This window comes from Persicitalea sp., assembly GCF_041751555.1.
Classification (GTDB): Bacteria; Bacteroidota; Bacteroidia; order Cytophagales; family Spirosomataceae; genus Persicitalea.
This window is the reverse complement of sequence record NZ_JBGSXF010000014.1, coordinates 1-17,540: the sequence shown is the minus strand read 5'-3', so window position 1 is coordinate 17,540 and position 17,540 is coordinate 1. Positions and strand designations below refer to the sequence as shown.

At 49.8% G+C, this 17,540-nt stretch carries 15 protein-coding genes; 14 read left to right on the top strand and 1 reads right to left on the bottom strand.

The genetic code is table 11. The annotated features are described in order from the left end of the window. The 4 genes from ACEW8P_RS00540 to ACEW8P_RS00525 form a co-directional block, all read left to right on the top strand. A partial coding sequence (locus tag ACEW8P_RS00540; RefSeq protein WP_373511162.1) for a hypothetical protein occupies positions 1–1,136 on the top strand: 1,136 nt, incomplete at its 5' end. 80 nt (positions 1,137–1,216) lie between these two features. Then, a complete protein-coding gene (locus tag ACEW8P_RS00535) occupies positions 1,217–2,878 on the top strand; it encodes an amidase (RefSeq protein ID WP_373511161.1) in 1,662 nt (553 codons plus the stop codon). 51 nt (positions 2,879–2,929) lie between these two features. Then, a complete protein-coding gene (locus ACEW8P_RS00530; protein ID WP_373511160.1) occupies positions 2,930–4,276 on the top strand; it encodes a D-arabinono-1,4-lactone oxidase in 1,347 nt (448 codons plus the stop codon). A gap of 130 nt (positions 4,277–4,406) precedes the next feature. After that, positions 4,407–5,696, top strand: a complete 1,290-nt coding sequence (locus ACEW8P_RS00525) for an MFS transporter (RefSeq protein WP_373511159.1) — start codon at positions 4,407–4,409, stop codon at positions 5,694–5,696. 72 nt (positions 5,697–5,768) lie between these two features. On the opposite strand, the gene ACEW8P_RS00520 is transcribed toward ACEW8P_RS00525, so the two are convergent. Continuing rightward, the gene (locus ACEW8P_RS00520; RefSeq protein WP_373511158.1) at positions 5,769–6,362 is read right to left on the bottom strand and encodes a hypothetical protein; all 594 of its coding nucleotides are present in this window, start codon (positions 6,360–6,362) and stop codon (positions 5,769–5,771) included. A 237-nt stretch (positions 6,363–6,599) separates the two neighbouring features. Here ACEW8P_RS00520 and sucD point away from each other — a divergent pair, with 237 nt between their 5' ends. The 10 genes from sucD to ACEW8P_RS00470 form a co-directional block, all read left to right on the top strand. After that, the gene (gene sucD, locus ACEW8P_RS00515; RefSeq protein ID WP_373511157.1) at positions 6,600–7,478 is read left to right on the top strand and encodes a succinate--CoA ligase subunit alpha; all 879 of its coding nucleotides are present in this window, start codon (positions 6,600–6,602) and stop codon (positions 7,476–7,478) included. A 56-nt stretch (positions 7,479–7,534) separates the two neighbouring features. Then, positions 7,535–8,722 carry a DUF4271 domain-containing protein gene (locus ACEW8P_RS00510; protein ID WP_373511156.1) on the top strand — a complete coding sequence of 396 codons (1,188 nt, stop codon included), beginning with the start codon at positions 7,535–7,537 and terminating at the stop codon, positions 8,720–8,722. Between the two features lie 45 nt (positions 8,723–8,767). Further along, entirely contained in the window at positions 8,768–9,550 is a 783-nt protein-coding gene (locus tag ACEW8P_RS00505) for a uroporphyrinogen-III synthase (protein ID WP_373511155.1), read from the top strand. 134 nt (positions 9,551–9,684) lie between these two features. After that, positions 9,685–10,641 (top strand): type IX secretion system membrane protein PorP/SprF, encoded by a 957-nt coding sequence (locus ACEW8P_RS00500; protein WP_373511154.1) that lies wholly within the window; start codon positions 9,685–9,687, stop codon positions 10,639–10,641. 258 nt (positions 10,642–10,899) lie between these two features. After that, positions 10,900–11,973: an SUMF1/EgtB/PvdO family nonheme iron enzyme gene (locus tag ACEW8P_RS00495; protein ID WP_373511153.1), complete on the top strand. Its 1,074-nt coding sequence runs from the start codon at positions 10,900–10,902 to the stop codon at positions 11,971–11,973. A 129-nt stretch (positions 11,974–12,102) separates the two neighbouring features. Next, positions 12,103–12,927: a gliding motility protein GldL gene (gene gldL, locus ACEW8P_RS00490; RefSeq protein WP_373511152.1), complete on the top strand. Its 825-nt coding sequence runs from the start codon at positions 12,103–12,105 to the stop codon at positions 12,925–12,927. A 56-nt stretch (positions 12,928–12,983) separates the two neighbouring features. Next, positions 12,984–14,582: a gliding motility protein GldM gene (gldM, locus tag ACEW8P_RS00485; protein WP_373511151.1), complete on the top strand. Its 1,599-nt coding sequence runs from the start codon at positions 12,984–12,986 to the stop codon at positions 14,580–14,582. Positions 14,583–14,656: 74 nt separating this feature from the next. After that, positions 14,657–15,721 (top strand): gliding motility protein GldN, encoded by a 1,065-nt coding sequence (gldN, locus tag ACEW8P_RS00480; RefSeq protein WP_373511150.1) that lies wholly within the window; start codon positions 14,657–14,659, stop codon positions 15,719–15,721. 234 nt (positions 15,722–15,955) lie between these two features. Beyond that, positions 15,956–16,978: a hypothetical protein gene (locus ACEW8P_RS00475; protein WP_373511149.1), complete on the top strand. Its 1,023-nt coding sequence runs from the start codon at positions 15,956–15,958 to the stop codon at positions 16,976–16,978. Positions 16,979–17,060: 82 nt separating this feature from the next. After that, the coding region (locus ACEW8P_RS00470) for a DUF421 domain-containing protein (RefSeq protein ID WP_373511148.1) at positions 17,061–17,540 on the top strand (480 nt) is incomplete at its 3' end.

Genomic DNA, 17,540 nt, shown 5'->3' with positions numbered 1-17,540 from the left:
AAACACTTCTCAAAAACGAACGAGTCCAGCAACTGGCCCGTGACTGGATGCAGAAAAAGCTAATCGCAGAAGCGCAAAGAAAGAATATCGACCAGGCTTATTCGCCTTTGCCCTACCGCCCCAATTGGTTCATCTGGATTGGCCTATTCGTCTTCACGACACTCGGCCTTTCCGCCGCCACGGTAATTTTCTTTCCTGTGATCGATACGCATTTTGCTGAGCTATTCTTAGGTCCGCTCTACGGTTTGGGCGTATTCTTCTTCCTGAATTTTCTGATTAAAGACCGCCGACTTCATTTCTCCGGCATCGACAATGCTATGCTATACGCCATTATGGGGTCGTTTGCTCCGGTAGCATTTCAAATCACTTACACGATCTACGCTACTCCCTGGCTGGTCGGCCTGGCGTACATGCCGCTACTGCTTTTCTTAACCTACCGCTACGGAGAACCCCTAATCGCCGTCGGTACCTTTCTGACCTTACTCTATGTGGTGGCTACCCTGGCGATGGAGTTTGCCTGGGGAAAACTTCTGTTACCATTCATTGCGATGGCCTACGCCGGAATCATTTGGTACCTCGTCCGCAGATTCACGAGAAAAGAGGGGAGTTTTTACTGGCGAACTGCTCTCGAATGGACACACATCGCAGCCCTAATCGTCTTTTACACGGCCGGAAATTACTTCGTTGTGCGAGAAGGCAACGCTGCCCTCAACGACATCCCTGATCCAGCGCCGGAAGTGGCGCTGGCGGGACTTTTCTGGTTCCTGACTTTTACTATTCCGCTTCTCTATCTCTACGCCGCCATTCGCTGGACAAGTCTGGTATTCCTCATCCTGGGCAGCGTCGCGCTGATGGCTTCGCTCGTTACCTTGCATTATTACTTTCCATTCATTCCCGGTGATTGGGCTACGGCGTTGTTAGGATTAGCGGGGATCATCGCGGCAGTATGGCTGATGCGTTATTTGAAGGAGGTGAAAAAAGGCTTCGTTTACACACCGGAAAAAGAATCGGAATTGTCTACCTTGGCGGGCAATATCGTCGCCACCGAAATTGCCAGCTCGACCTTCGAAAGTCCGCAGGAGCCAAAGTTCGGCGGTGGAGATTTCGGCGGCGGGGGTAGTGGGGAGGGGTACTAAAAGGTCAAAAGATTAACGGTTCGCGGAAATAACACCGCCACGCCGACCATTCCAACGAATACATATAACAACAGATCAATATGAACAAAACCATTTACCTAGTTCTTGCGCTTATCGCCAGCTTTGCCCTGGGCTCATTCGTTACCAGCAAATCTCCCGAAATTACCACCGAAACGGTGCAGCAGGCGTCGCAGATTTTTGGGCTGGATTTTACCGAAGCCGAGCGCGATTCCATGCTTGGCAACCTGGAAAGGGCGCGTGAGGGTTACGAAAAAGTACGGGCTATTTCGCTTACCAACGATGTGTCTCCGGCCTTGTATTTCAATCCACTGCCCGTCGGCTTTGTGTTGGACTCTGTTCGGAAGCCTTTTAAGTATAGTACTTTGCTGAAGGCTGCTCTGCCGAAAAATAAGGATGATCTGGCTTTCTATACTATTTCGGAACTGGCTTCCTTATTACGCTCGCGGCAGATTTCCTCTGTCGAGTTGACGGAGTTTTTTTTAGCAAGATTGAAAAAATACGACGCCAAACTCCACTGCGTCATCTCCTACACCGACGAACTCGCTTTGGCGCAGGCGCGCAAGGCCGACGAGGAAATTAAGGCTGGAAAGTACCGCGGTTTGCTGCACGGAATCCCGTATGGCGCCAAGGATTTATTGGCAAGAAAAGGCTACAAAACTACCTGGGGCGCGGGGCCGTATAAGGATCAAACCCTGGACTTGGACGCGACCGTGATCCAGAAACTGGAAGCCGCTGGGGCGGTACTTTGCGCCAAGCTGACGATGGGCGCCCTGGCGATGGGCGACGTATGGTACGGCGAGAAAACCCGCAATCCCTGGGACATAGAAAGCGGATCGAGCGGCTCGTCAGCGGGTTCGGCCGCCTCCGTATCAGCGGGACTACTGCCCTTTGCCATCGGCACCGAAACGTTGGGCAGCATCGTTTCGCCCTCGACGGTTTGCGGCACCACCGGGCTGCGACCGACCTACGGCCGGGTGAGTCGCCACGGAGCGATGGCTCTGAGCTGGAGTATGGACAAGATCGGCCCAATCTGCCGTTCGGTGGAGGACTGCGCCATAGTTTTTGATGCTATCTACGGCCCCGACGGAAAAGACTTGACCATCATTGACGCGCCCTTCAACTATGCTCCGGTAAAATCGCTGAAAGGAATGCGGATCGGGTACTTAAAAAATGCCTTCGAGTCGGATTATAATAACAAAACCAACGACTCGCTGACGTTGGTTGAACTCAAAAATCTGGGTGCGGAACTGGTGCCGATGGAACTACCTGACAACTACCCACTCAGCGCCATGACCTCTATTATCTCGGTGGAAGGGGCGGCTGCTTTTGACGACATGACCCGTTCCAATCGCGATGACCTACTGGTGCGCCAAACCAAGAACGCCTGGCCCAATTCGTTTCGCGCGGCCCGCTTCGTGCCAGCGGTGGAGTACCTGCAGGTCAACCGTTTGCGCACGAGGCTCATTCAGGAAGTGTACGAGGTTTTGAAAAAATCGAACGTGGAAGTCTATGTTTCGCCGTCTTACGGTGGTGGCAATCTGAGTACCACCAACCTCACGGGGCATCCCTGCGTGGTGCTGCCCAACGGATTCAGCAAGCGGGGAACACCGACGAGTATCACTTTTATGGGGCAACTCTTTCAGGAAGGAAGAGTCTTGGCGGTTGCCAAGGCATACCAGGATGCCACGGATTTTCATCGCAAACACCCCGACTTGCAGTAGATTGAGGACTCAGGGACTCTTACTTTTTCGAAACCCTAAACCTCTTGTACGATGAAAAAGCGAACCTTTCTCAAACTTTCCTCCGCCCTCATGACTGCCCCGTTCTTATCCCCATTGGCTAGTTGCAGCACAGAAAGCAAAGCTGAAACCCTGAAAAACTGGGCGGGGAATCTTACGTACAGCACGAGCCAACTTGACCAAGCCAAATCCGTGCAGCAGGCGCAGGAATTGGTTAAAAAATATGATAAAGTAAAAGCCCTCGGTACCCGGCACTGCTTCAACAAAATTGCCGATACCGACGAACGCTTCGTGTCCCTCGTCGGCGCACCGGAGAATATCGACATCGCGCCGGACGGCAAGTCCGTCACTGTCAATTCCGGCATTAAGTACGGCGAATTGAGTCCGTATTTGCACGAGAAGGGCTTCGCGCTGCATAACCTGGCCTCGCTGCCGCATATTTCGGTGGCAGGTGCCATCGCCACGGCCACGCACGGCTCGGGCGAGAAAAACGGCAACCTGGCCTCAGCGGTGTCGGGACTGGAAATGATCACGGCCAACGGTGAAGTCGTGCAGCTTTCCCGCGAAACGGACGGTGAGAAATTCAATGCCGCAGTAGTGCATTTGGGGGCGCTGGGTGTATTGACCAAAGTCACGCTCGATCTGCAACCTACTTTCCTTATGACACAATACGTCTACGAAAATATGCCCCTCGCTCAACTGCAAGATCATTTCGACGAAATCCAGGCCAGTGGGTACAGCGTGAGTCTATTCACCAACTGGCAAAGCCAGGACATCGCCGAGGTATGGGTGAAGCAACGCGCCGACGCGCCTCAAATGGATGAAAAGGAATGGCTGGGCGCGACGCTCGCCACCAAAGACCTGCACCCGATTCCCGAACTTTCCGCCGAAAACTGCACGGCCCAAATGGGTGTCCCCGGTCCCTGGTACGAGCGGATGCCGCACTTCAAAATGGGATTCACGCCCAGTAGCGGCGACGAGTTGCAGGCCGAGTACTTCGTGCCGCGCCAAAACGCCGTGGACGCCATCATGGCCATCGCCCGCCTCGGCGACCAGGTTGGGCCGTATTTGCTCACCTCCGAAGTCCGCGCCATCGCGGCGGACGATCTTTGGATGAGTCCCTGCTACCAACAGGACTGCGTCACGATTCACTTCACCTGGAAACCCGACTGGCCCGGTGTGAGCAAACTACTACCCATCGTGGAGCGCCAGCTGGCACCTTACAGCGCTCGTCCGCATTGGGGGAAGCTATTCTCGATGGCCCCGGCGGAATTTGCAAAGCACTACCCCAAACTACCCGAGTTTCGGTCTATGGCAAAGGAATACGATCCGCAGGGGAAGTTTAGGAATGCGTTTTTGGAAAAAAATATTCTGGGCTAGTTTAAAGAAAACCAAACGTATAGAGGGGGGCTGCTGCAGTTATCTGCGTCTCTTTTCAAAAGTCGCAAGTAAAAATATGTCTTTAACGCGCTTTTACCCCGAACCCAACTAGCTTATCACTCCATCCCAAATGGCTGAACTCGTCAAACCGAAAACCAAGACTTACCGCTGGACGGTCGTTATACTTCTCTTTTTTGCCACCACCATCAACTACCTCGACCGTCAGGTAATCGGACTTTTAAAGCCCGCCCTGGCTGATGATTTCAATTGGAGTGAGTCCGACTATGCCAATATAGTCATGGCTTTTACGGCCTCTTACGCGTTGGGTTACGTCATTTTTGGGCGCATTATTGATAAAATAGGCACTAAGCTGGGTTTGGGACTTTCGCTGGTCGTGTGGAGTATCGCAGCAATGGGACACGCGCTGGCCAAAAGTACTATGGGTTTCGCCTTTTGGCGCGCTACGTTAGGTCTGGGTGAGGCGGGTAACTTTCCGGCTTCGATCAAAGCGGTGGCCGAATGGTTTCCCAAGCGCGAGCGGGCTTTCGCTACGGGGCTTTTCAACTCCGGTACCAACATCGGGGCCGTTGCCGCGCCCATCATGGTACCCTGGATTTTGGGTGCCTATGGCTGGCAGGAAGCATTTATTATCACGGGAGCCATTGGTTTCATCTGGCTGATATTCTGGTGGTACTTTTATGAAATCCCGACGCGCAAAAAGGGTATTTCCAAAGCCGAACTCGAACTTATCAACAGCGATGCCGACGACGACTCGGACGAAGATGCCATTCCCTGGCTGAAGCTTTTCGGAGTGCGCCAAACCTGGGCCTACATCTTCGGCAAGTTTCTCACTGACCCTATATGGTGGTTTTTTCTGTTCTGGTTGCCTTCCTATTTCGCCCAGATTTTCGACTTGGATTTGAAGAAACCCAGTCTGCCGCTGGTGGTAGTTTACACCGCGAGTACCGTGGGTAGTATTGGTGGCGGGTACTTGTCGGGCTGGCTCATCAAGAAAGGTTGGCCTGTGTTCAAAGCGCGGAAATCTGCCATGCTGCTCTATGCCTTTATGGTCGTTCCGATTGTGTTTGCTACTTCTGCTACCAACATCTGGACAGCGGTAGCGTTCATTAGCCTCGCCTGCGCAGCGCACCAGGCGTGGAGTGCCAATATTTTCACTACGGCTTCGGACATGTTTCCTCGCCGGGCGGTGAGCTCTATCGTGGGCATCGGCGGTATGGCGGGCTCGCTGGGCGGGGTTCTTTTTCCCTACATCGTGGGCCAGATTTTGGACACTTTCTCAGCGCGGGGGGATCTCAACAGCGGCTACAACATTATATTCATTATGTGCGGCTGTGCATACCTGATCGCGTGGGTAGTGATGCACTTCTTCGTCCCGAAAATGCAGCGGGTGAAGGTGTAGGAGTTTAAAGTTAAGGCGGACGCACGCCTACTTTGTTGCTTTGTTGCTCTGCAGCTTTGGCACTTAAAAAACTCACTTAAACAACATCCTCCCCTGCGATTGAACGGCCTTGCCGAGGCAGAAGGCTGAAACGGCTACCAGCAGGTGGTAGGGATCGTATGATTCAGTGGGACTGAGTCCCAGCCGTAGCTTCGCCGACAGGGCCAGGATAGTCATCGCAAAAACTACCCAAAGCGCACTCTTTTGCCTTTGCAGTAATCCGCAGCAGGCAATTAACAGGGCGATGACTATGCACAAAGGCTGCACGACCTGTACCAACGGATTCAGTCGAAACCAGGCAAGGCCCAGAAATAGTCCGGTTCCTGCGCCGATGGTGGCCCAAAAAGTAAAGCGCGTCGCGATGAGGTGGCCCACCAGCAACCACGTCCCAACCAACATGCACAAAGGACCCAGCGTATCTTCGAGTCGACGCAAGGAGCCAACCACGGGAGCTAACGCTTCCCAACCCAAATACCATAGCACGGTCAGCAGGGAAGTGACAGAAATGATAACAAAAAAAATGCCCCAAATAAGGCGGCCATAAATGGGTTGTTTTTGAAAAAAGATGAGAAAGACGGCAAAAGCCGTGATGCTGAGTATCAGTTCAGATAAGCTGTGCAGGATCATGAAAAAAGGCAGGAAATTCAGGTTCGGGATGGCAGGAGGGCAATTTACAAATTATCGCTACATTTTGCTACTTAGGGCATTTCCTTCTACTTTTACCGGGAAAGTTGTGTAATTGTTTAGAGGCATAAAGGTTTAACTCTTCAATTTCAGCCAATCGCCAAACACTGCTACTTTCTAGCGGCCTTAATCCAATCTTCAACGTCCACTATCCAACAGTACAATACCCAGCATCTATTTATGAGCGTTTTAGTCAATAAGAATTCCAAAATCATTGTTCAGGGCTTCACCGGTTCCGAAGGGTCTTTCCACGCCCAGCAAATGATTGAGTACGGTACCAGCGTAGTAGGTGGCGTGACTCCCGGCAAAGGCGGTATGACCCATCTTGACCGTCCTGTTTTCAATACGGTTGCGCAGGCGGTCGGATCTACCGGAGCCGATGTCTCGATCATCTTCGTGCCTCCTGCTTTCGCCAGTGACGCCATCATGGAAGCTGCCGATGCGGGCATTGGTGTGATCGTTTGTATCACGGAAGGAATTCCTACCAAGGATATGATGATGGCCAAGAAATATATCGCCAACAAAAACTGCCGTCTGATTGGTCCCAACTGCCCCGGAATCATTACCGCCGAAGAGTGTAAGGTGGGTATCATGCCCGGTTTTATTTTCAAGAAAGGCACAGTGGGTATCGTTTCAAAATCGGGTACGCTTACCTATGAGGCCGTTGATCAGTTGACACGCGTCGGTTTGGGACAAACTACCGCAATTGGAATTGGAGGCGATCCTATTATTGGTACTACTACCAAGGAAGCTGTTGAATTGCTGATGAACGATCCCGAAACGGAAGCTATCGTGATGATTGGTGAAATTGGCGGCAGCATGGAAGCAGAGGCCGCTCATTATGTACAAAATTCCGGTATTTCTAAGCCTGTCGTAGGCTTCATCGCCGGGCAAACTGCTCCTAAGGGCCGACGTATGGGCCATGCAGGCGCTATTATTGGTGGTGCGGATGATACTGCGGAGGCCAAGATGCGCATCATGCGCGAGTGCGGCATCCACGTAGCCGAATCACCCGCCGTCATCGGTGAAACGATGTTGATCGCCTTAGGTAAAAAATAAATTTTTATTGAAAGCTGAAACGAAAAAGGGCTGGGGAAACCCCGCCCTTTTTGGCTATGATGAATAAATGTCTGCGGCTATTCGGTGCGATTTCCCTGCTCTGGCTGGTCGGCTCGGCCTTTTCTACTGCGCGGGCAGAAGATGAAGTAGGACCAAGCGGCCGATACTATCTCGTTCGTGATCTTAAACACGACTGGCTCACATATAGCACTAAATATGAAAACTACATACCCTATTCGCGGGGCGTCAACGAGACGGACCTTTCGGCCAGCCTGCTGGTGGATTTGTTGCAAAACCGTCGCTACTTCCTTCTCATCTCTACTAGCCGGCAGAGCTACCTTTTCGTCGAGGGCGCTCTACAACGTAGGTTGATTCCTGATTCCTGGGTGACTTTTGATATAGATAGCTTACGGCAGGTGTACCGTAAAAACGAAATACTTGTCACCCTCTACGGGTCGCCGGGAATAGAAGGGAAAACAGTACTGATCGGCCACGCGCGACGGCTGAGTGCTACCGTCGCTGAGCGTAAACAGAATCTGCCGATCATCAACATCAAACCACTGCGCACTACACCCTTTGAAGACTTCTCAATCATTGTGCTGCTTTTCCTGGTGATTCTCTCCCTTTTCACCTATACCAGCTCCCCTTCACTGTTCCGGCGCTTCTTGCGTCCCAATGACTTCTTCGACCGCAGCGACCGCAACGACTTTTATAATTTCAACAAGCCGTATAGCCGCTTCATGGTCATGGTCGCTCTGTTTGTGAGTTCAGCTATGGCCTATCTAATACTTTTTTTGACTCATCATAACCTTGAACTATTCTACACGGCCGGATTCCTGTCGGAGGGGGCGACTCTGATCGATCTTTTGCTGGATCAAGTAAAGTTGACTGCTGTGTGTGTAGGTCTGGTTTTTCTCAAATATATTTTGATCGGTATAGTGGGTAATGTGCTAAACCTTGGGCGTGCTATCAATACTCACTACGTCAAAGCCCTGCAGATGTCCTACATTTTTTATGCGTTCAATGTCGTGGCTTTCTTCGGTCTCCTACTCCCTAATCCGCAGTGGCTTGAACTGGCCCGTCCATACCTGATTTATGGGTTCGTATTTTTTTATTCTGTGCGGGTTCTTCTGCTTTACTTCTACGCTGACAACTCAGGGAGGATTATAAATCTGTATTTATTTTCTTACCTTTGCATCGTGGAAATCGTCCCTGTCATTATCGGCGTGAAGTTTGCCGCCTGACTATCTGGAGCTGTTTTCAATCGTACATTAATTTGGTAAGATTTAATGAGTGAGACCATCGAATTCGATCAGGATCGGCTCAACAAAGTAACGAGCATCCTGGTCAGCCAGTCGCGACCCGCCGACGAAAACTCCCCCTACTTCGAACTAGCCGAAAAGTACAATATCAAAGTTGATTTCCGCCCGTTCATTCAAGTGGACGGCGTGTCCTTCAAAGAGTTTCGTAAGCAAAAAATCAACATCCTGAGCCACACGGCGATTATTTTCACTAGCCGTAACGCCATTGATCACTTCTTTCGGATTTGCGAGGAGGCTCGCATCGAAATGCCAGCTGGTATGAAGTACTTCTGCATTTCGGAGCAGACGGCCAACTACCTGCAAAAGTATATTCTGGTTCGCAAGCGGAAAATATTCAATGGAACTAAAACTGCTAGCGAGCTGATCGATCTGATCCGAAAGCATAAGAACGAAAAGTTTCTTTATCCATGCTCCGATGTCCGTAAGAATGACATCCCGGAGTTTGCCGACGCCGAGGATCTTCACTTCAACGAGGCGGTCATGTATCAGACCGTCTCGGCGGATTTATCTGATCTGGAGGAAGTGTTTTACGACATCATTGCCTTTTTCAGTCCTTCGGGAATCAAGTCTCTCTTTGATAATTTTCCTGATTTCAAGCAAAACAAAACACGCATTGCTGCATTCGGCACTACTACCGCTAAGGCGGTGGAGGAAGCCAACATGCAGGTAGATATTTTAGCTCCAATGCCCAATGCCCCTTCCATGAATGGCGCCTTGGAATTGTACATAAAGAAAGCCAACGACATTTGAGTGGTACCGGGAGGCGGAAAATAAAACTGGCCTTCCAGTGTTGTTTCAATTTTTTTACGGAATATGCGTTATTGAACAAACTTTCCGAGGTAGAGTTTGTACTGTCAAATGATTGTGGTTATTTCCAAGCCCGTATGTTACGTAGAATTTATACTCTTTTTTTTCTGGCTATTGCTGCAATATCTTCTTTTACTGCCCTTGCGCAGCAGCCAACTCAATTCAGCCAGTTTCAATTAAACCAGCTTTACTTCAACCCCGCTGCCGCCGGGGCCGATGGCGGAACGCGCCTTCAAGTGATTCACCGCACACAGTACGCGGGTTATCAGGGTACTTTCGATGCGGGTGGAGCGCCCAGCACGCAGTTGTTTTCGGGCAGTACAGTTATCAAGAATTTTGGTGTAGGATTTACGGCTTTCAATGATAAGATAGGGCCTTGGTCCAATCAAAGTTTTCAGTTGGCAGGAGCTTACCGTTTCGCGATGAGCAACGGCAACCTGGCCGTAGGTGCCAGCGCCGGGCTTTATCGCTCGGCTATTGACTATAATGTACTTCGTGCTCGTGACGATGGTGACCCCATTATTGGCACTGGTGTGGTGGGCGAAATTCATCCTGACGTAAATCTAGGAGTTCGTTACGAAGCTGCGGGTTATTATGTGGGCGCATCGGTCAATCATCTCCTCAATGCCAAATACAAACTGGGTTCTGACTTAGCTACTAACCCACTGATTCCCGTCTACTATTTGAACGGCGGCTTGAATCTCGAAATCGGCTATCTGTGGGAGGTGCAGCCTTTTGCTATCGCCAAGTCCGATCTCTCCTCGCCTATCGCTATCGAAGGCGGTGTGATGGGTACTTACAACCAGCGGTACTGGGCCGGTATATCCTACCGTGCACAGGATGCCCTTATCTTTATGGGAGGTGTCAATCTGATGCAAAATCAATCTTTGCGGCTTTCCGGTGCCTACGACTTGGTCATTGGGGCACCTAGCCTGAAAACACCTACTTCTTACGAGGTAATGCTTTCCTATCGCTTGCCTGCTCCGAAATTTGGTAAGAAGACAATTGTTCGGACGCCCCGTTTCAGATTTTAAGAGATTTCGCGCTTTAAAGAACATTTATTTGATTTTTGGCGTAGTTGTTGTTATTCCATGTTGAAACCAAGCCCTATATTTGACTGATTTATCGAATTAGGCCCTTTATCATACCAATTGAATACAGAATTCGTTAGGGAAAAGTAGCAGCTCCATAATAAGATCCAGACGATTCAAATGAAAATCACTACATATACTAGACCTGCCACAGGCAACGTTTTCAAACCAATTATTACAAAATACATAGCACAGAGTCCTATGAATCTTAAAGCGTTCTATCGAAATGGCGCCAAACTTTTATTTTTTGCGGCCACTGTCATGCTCATGCAGAGTTGTGGCTTCATCAAGGAAAAATTCGGTAAGGGGGGGAAGGAAGAGGCAGGTGTAGCCAACGGTGAGATCGTGGCGACCGCCCGTAAGGGTTATCGCCAAACGACCCCGGCGGGTATGGTAGCGATTCCTTCGGGTTCGTTCATGATGGGCCAGGCCGACGAGGATTTGGCAGCTACTATGGTCAACATGAACAAGCGGGTAACGATCAGTGCATTTTACATGGATGACACTGAAATTACCAACAACGAATACCGCCAGTTTGTAGACGCCCTTCTTATGGATTCTATCTCGGTACTTGGAGAGGAAGAAATTATGACCAAGTACTACCCTGATACAACCGTGTGGAAGAAAGATTTTGCTTACACCAATGGCGATCCGATGGTAGAGTACTACTATATGCACCCTTCCTTCGATACCTATCCTGTTGTGGGTGTAAGTTGGAAAGCAGCTCAGTATTTCTCCGAATGGCGTACCAATATTTACAATGACTACCGCGACCAGGAAGGCATGTTCCGGTCGCAGTCTTTCCGGCTCCCCACCGAAGCTGAGTGGGAATGGGCCGCAAGGGGCGGTCGTCAGGGTGCTAAATATCCCTGGGGTAATCCCTACACCATGAACGGCAAAGGCTGTTTCCTGGCTAACTTTAAGCCCCAGCGTGGCAACTACGACGCCGACGGGTATCCTTATACGGGACCAGCCAATGCCTATAACCCTAATGAGTACGGTCTGTACAATATGGCGGGTAACGTCTCAGAATGGACCTTGGACGCTTTTGCCGACAACGCCACGACTATCCTTTGGGACATGAACCCCATGAACGACGATCTTAATGAGCCACGTAAGGTAATCAAGGGTGGTTCCTGGAAAGACGTCGCTTACTACCTGCAAGCAGGCACCCGCTCCTATGAGTTTGAAACCCAGCAACGTGCCTTCATCGGCTTCCGATGCATCATGGACAACATTGACGGCCGTCGGGGAGCTACCGGAAAACGTCGCTAAACAATATCTTCAACAGGGAAGCAGCGACATCGCTGCTTCTTTTTTACCACAGTGCCTCCTCCGGGCGGAAAAAAGACTACACCCCAATTTTTCCTTTAAACAACTTAATTTTTAACAATCGAATTTTTTATGGCTAATAAAAGCGAGTCAAGTTTTTTCTTCGATAGATTGCTTCCTACCCTGTTTGCGGCTGGTGCGGTTCCTGTAATCCTGGGAGCTTTGTTCAAGATCCAACACTGGGACGGCGGCAGCGAGATGCTGACTATCGGACTGGGTACCGAAGCAGTTATTTTCCTGCTTTACGCTGTCCAATCTTTTGTGCAGCCCGTCGAAAGGCAGCCCGCCTGGGAGCGGGTATATCCCGAACTGGCTCCGGATTACGACGGCCCCCTTGCCGTTGCCCGTGCCAATACACCACAAGCCAATGGCCTGACCGCCAACATGGACGCCATGATGGCCAACGCCAAGATTACGCCCGATATTTTTGATAACCTGGGCAAGGGTTTCCGAAACCTCTCGGACAGCGTCAGCAAAATCGGCGACCTGACCGACGCCACGGTAGCGACCAACGACTACGCTAAAAACGTGAAGAATGCCTCCAACGCTATCAATGATATGAATAAGTCATACGGCGTAGCGATTACAGCGATGTCCTCGATGGCCGACGCCACCAAGGATGCGCAGGCTTACCGTGAGCAATTCCAGACTATCACCAAGAACATGGGCGCGCTCAACGCTGTCTACGAGATGGAGTTGCAGGATACTACCAAGCATCTGAAAGCTATGAACGCTTTCTACGGTAATCTAACGACCGCAATGGCTAATATGCAGGATGCCACCAAAGAATCGCAGGCCTTCAAATCGCAGATGTCGCAGTTGACTAACAATATTTCTTCTCTCAACAGTGTATATGGCAGCATGCTTACCGCTATGCGTGGTAGCACGAATGCTTGATTAAGAAGACTATTCCATCAATTATCCTCACATAACATAACCGATCAACAAATTCTATGGCAGGTGTAAAAGAAACACCCCGTCAGAAGATGATTGGGATGATGTACCTCGTCCTGACCGCCATGCTTGCCTTGCAGGTAAGCTCAGCGATTATCGAGAAATTCATCCTTTTGAACAATTCACTCGAATTATCTTCCGGGGCAGCCAATAAAATAAATCAGGAAACGGTCTTGAAAATCAAGGCCGCAGTAGAAAAATCGGGTAGCCGGGCCGCCGACGTAGCGGTGATGAAGCAAGCCGACGAGGTACGTCAGGTTACGACGGGCATCATTGGCGAACTGAGCGCGCTCAAACAGGAAATCATTAAAGTAGCAGGTGATGGCCTGAAAGAAGACGGCAGCATCAAAAATCCACAGGAAGAAGAAAAAGTAGCCAACCTGATGATTGGCGGCGGCGACCAGAAGAATGGCAAAGCCTACGCCTTGAAGCAGAAACTGAACGAATACTCGCAGCAACTCAACAAGTTCAGCCCGCAGCAGTTCCAGCCGCTGGCCCTTGACGCCAATGAAGATCCCATTTCAAAAGGTAAGGCCGACCAGAGAAACAAGGATTTTGCCCAACTCAACTTCGCCCAAACGCCCGTTGCGGCGGCTTTGGCGGTGCTGAGCCAAAAGCAAACCGACATCCGCCGCATGGAAGGCGAAGTACTGAACTACCTTGCGGGTAAAGTAGGTGCCGCTGATATTAAGTTCGACCGGATTCTAGCGCGCCTGAGTGCAGATAACAAAACCGTAGTAGCTGGTACCAAGTTTAAAGGCGAAATGTTCATTGCCGCCTCTGCTTCCGGTATTACACCTCGCATGAGCCTCAACGGATCGCCCGTTCGGGTTGAAAACGGGGTGGGTATTATAGACTTTACTGCCCAAGGCGGTCAATATGGAAAAGATGGCCTGGTACGCAAGGTGTTGCAAGGCGTCATTTCTTTCCCTACTCCCTCGGGACGAGATACGACAGTGCGTTTAGAACAGGAGTATTTTGTTGCTAAGCCTACTTACCAGATCGAGACGGGAACACTCCCTCCTCTGTATTTGGGCTGTGCAAACAAACTAAGTGTTCAAAGTCCCGCGTTGGGAGCACTTTGGGATCCTTCGTTTTCAGCCGATGGCGCCGACGTCATCAAAGGTAGTCAGAAAGGTAGAATCACGATTGTACCTAGTAGGAGCGAAGTGCTCCTGAAAGTCAGCAATCAGGGAAATTTGTTAGGCAGTGAGCCTTTTCGAGTTACCCGCGTACCTAAGCCATCGCTCGAACTCCGGGTAAATGGAGGAGCGTATGATGACAGAAGAGGAGTTTCGGCGTCAAGTGCGCGTTCCATCCAGGTTATTGCTGTTGCCGATGAAAGTTTCAAAAACTTTAACCCCGAGGATGCCCGATTCAGAGTCTCTCAAATCCAGGTTTCGCTGGCCCGTGGTATCCGTCGGGTTGCCGGACCGATTACGCTCAATGGCGGAGGTTCCATTTCATCCTTAGCTCAAAGCGCCCAGCCTGGCGACCGTTACGTAGTTGAGGTTTTAGGAGTGCAGCGTCAGAACTTCCAGGGAAAAGTTAGTGATGTCGAGATGGGGAAACCAACGCTTCCGGTCAACCTGAACTGATTTCATTGAGGCTATACTGATTTGCAGTCAGTATCGTTATAAAAGAAAAAAAAACGCAGAAAAAAAGAAATGCTATGAGGATAAATGGAAAAGTGGTGGCCTTGTCCATCGTGTCGATGGCGCTGGGAGCTACGGCAGTGCAGGCCCAAGAGCGCGACGAAACTAAAATGAACCAGTTGTCGGCTCGTCCGATCGACGATCAGGACATCCTGATGAAGAAGACACTGTGGCGCCGAGTTGACTTGAATGAAAAGCAAAATCTTCCGATGTTCTCTAAGAACAACGAAATTACGCGCTATCTTTTAGAAGCCGCCAAAGCGGGGTTGCTCGATGCCTATGTGAATGACTCTTGCGTTACCAAGCTTACGCCTGAGGAGCTTCACAAGAAACTCCTGATTCCCAATCAGGTGGCTGGACTGTCTGCCGAAGAAATTGCGGCGGGTTTTGGTCAACCTGCGGCCAACGATGGTGGTTGGGGGGACGCGCCAAAAAAGGAAGAAGTTAAGAAAGAAGCCGTCGCTGACGATGGCTGGGGTACACCAGTGAAGGATACGAAGAAGACCGCTGTTGTAGAAGACGATGGTTGGGGAACGCCAGTCAAGAAGTCAACTCCGAAGAAAGGAGCGAAAAAGGGTGCTGCTCCGACCGAAGCACCGAAGGATACCGTGGTGGTTCCTATTGATCCTTTTGACCAGCAGTTGGCGGTTATTACGACAGAAGAAGAGTTTTTTCCCGATCAATTAAGCTTGCTGGAAGTTAAAGAAGACTGGATTTTTGACAAAAAGCGCTCTCGCCCATACTTCGATATTCAGTCAGTTACTATCATGTTGCCCGCTGACCAAAATACGTCCACGGGGCTTGAAATACCCATAGCTTCTTTCAAATACAAGGATTTGGATCGTCTGTTCCGTAGCGATCCCAAAAAGTACATCTGGTACAATACCGTTAACTCTGCCCAGCACAAGAATTTAGCTGATGCCTTTGATCTGCGTCTTTTCTACGGTCGGATTACAAAGTACTCTAACCCTATGGATCGCTCTTTCATCGACATATACAAAGGAGAGAAGCAGGGTCTGATTAAATCGCTTCAATATGAGCAGGAATTACTGGAATTAGAAAGCAGTATGTGGGAGTATTGATCGACGAATGACAGAAAGCTATCTCAGTAACAGATACAAAAAAAGGGACGCATTTGCGTCCCTTTTTTTGTGAGTAATGCATCATCAACGAGTGAGACCGTCACTCTTCACAAATGAGAGGATCCGGGTTTCAGCGAGACAAAACAAACTACCACTTAATAAATTATTATGTATTAAATGGGAATTGTACGCCGGAATACAGAAATTCAGAGGTCTTACCAAACGAACACGACTATGAAACTTCTGCTCTGGAACATGGAATGGATGAATGATCTATTTGACAGCAACGGCGATTTTCGTGCCGATGATCATAAACCCCAACACGCACGCAGCACCACGGTTCGGACGCGCCGCAAGCATCTTAGTGGGGTCATCAATGAGCTGAGTCCTGAAATCGTTGTTATAGTCGAAGGCCCCAACCGCGAAAAAGAACTAAGACAGTTTTTCGACGCCGATGTAGATGGGGTTTGGGAAGTGAGGCTCCAACCTACCTCTGGCTCATCACAATGCATCGGCTGCGCTATCCGAACAGATACAAGTCTTTTTCATCCACAGCAGCCTGTCAGATTTTTCGATACGCAGCAAATGGACGCATTCCAGCCTTTCGAGATACCAAATGAGAATGATGGAATTATTGAAAAGTATAGGTTTGAACGCTCACCATTGTACGTCGAGATCAAAACTGCCGATAATTTGACCTTCCGGATAATAGGATTACACCTGAAAAGCAAAGGTATTTTTAACGCATATGAATGGAGCAAGTGGTGGGCTATGGCGGATGCCAATCGCAAAAAGCTACTGGCCCAGGCAACACAGCTGCGGGTTCAATTTTTGGATAAGTACCTGGGCGAGGCCGCAACGCAACGCATTCCTTTGATTGTATGCGGCGATATAAATGATGGACCTGGCATGGATGCCAGTGAAAAACGACTGCTGGGCAGTGCCGTCGAGAGACTCATGGGCAACGTGTGGCGGCCATTTCTTTGCTTGGGCAATGCCCTGTTCGATACGCTTTCATCGGATGAGCAGGATAATCTGCGTTTTGAAAAAATCTACACTACCTCTTTCAGTGATCCAATCTTTAACAACGTTTGGCAGAAAGTATGGATAGACCACATTCTTTACAGCTATAATCGCGCTGAGTGGGTAAAAAATGCCAAGGTGAATACTGAGATGCCTGATGGTCAGAAAATCTGGGCCAAGTACCCCCACGCTTCGGATCACTTCCCGATATCAGCGGAGATCGTGCTACAATAGTTTCGACATTCTCTTGCAAAGGAATGGTGTGATTGTTTTAGGGAATGGTTGCTGATGTTTACATTACGTCAGCCATTCAGCTATGGATAAAGTTTTTTTTGATAATTGGGAAACAATTGCCCGCATTTCGATCAACACGACGTTGGCCTATGTAGCAATGATCATACTGCTACGAGTGTCCGGTAAACGGACGCTTTCCAAAATGAACGCTTTTGACTTTATCGTAACCGTGGCGCTGGGATCGTCACTGGCCACGGTGGCTTTAAGTAAGAGCGTGCCTCTACTCGATGGTATCCTGGCTTTCTCCCTGTTTATTTTTTTGCAGTTCTCTCTCACTTGGCTATCCGTTCGGGTGAAGGCGGTGAAGAAGGTCATTACCAACGATCCTGTCATATTACTCTACCGAGGAGAGTTTCTGCGGGAAGTGATGAAGAAAGAAAGAATTACCGAAGAGGAAATAAACGTAGCCGTCCGCGAAAGCGGCACAACCAACTTGCAAGATATTCACGTCATAGTCCTCGAAACTACGGGTACCATGAGTGTTATTTCTGAACGCGAGACA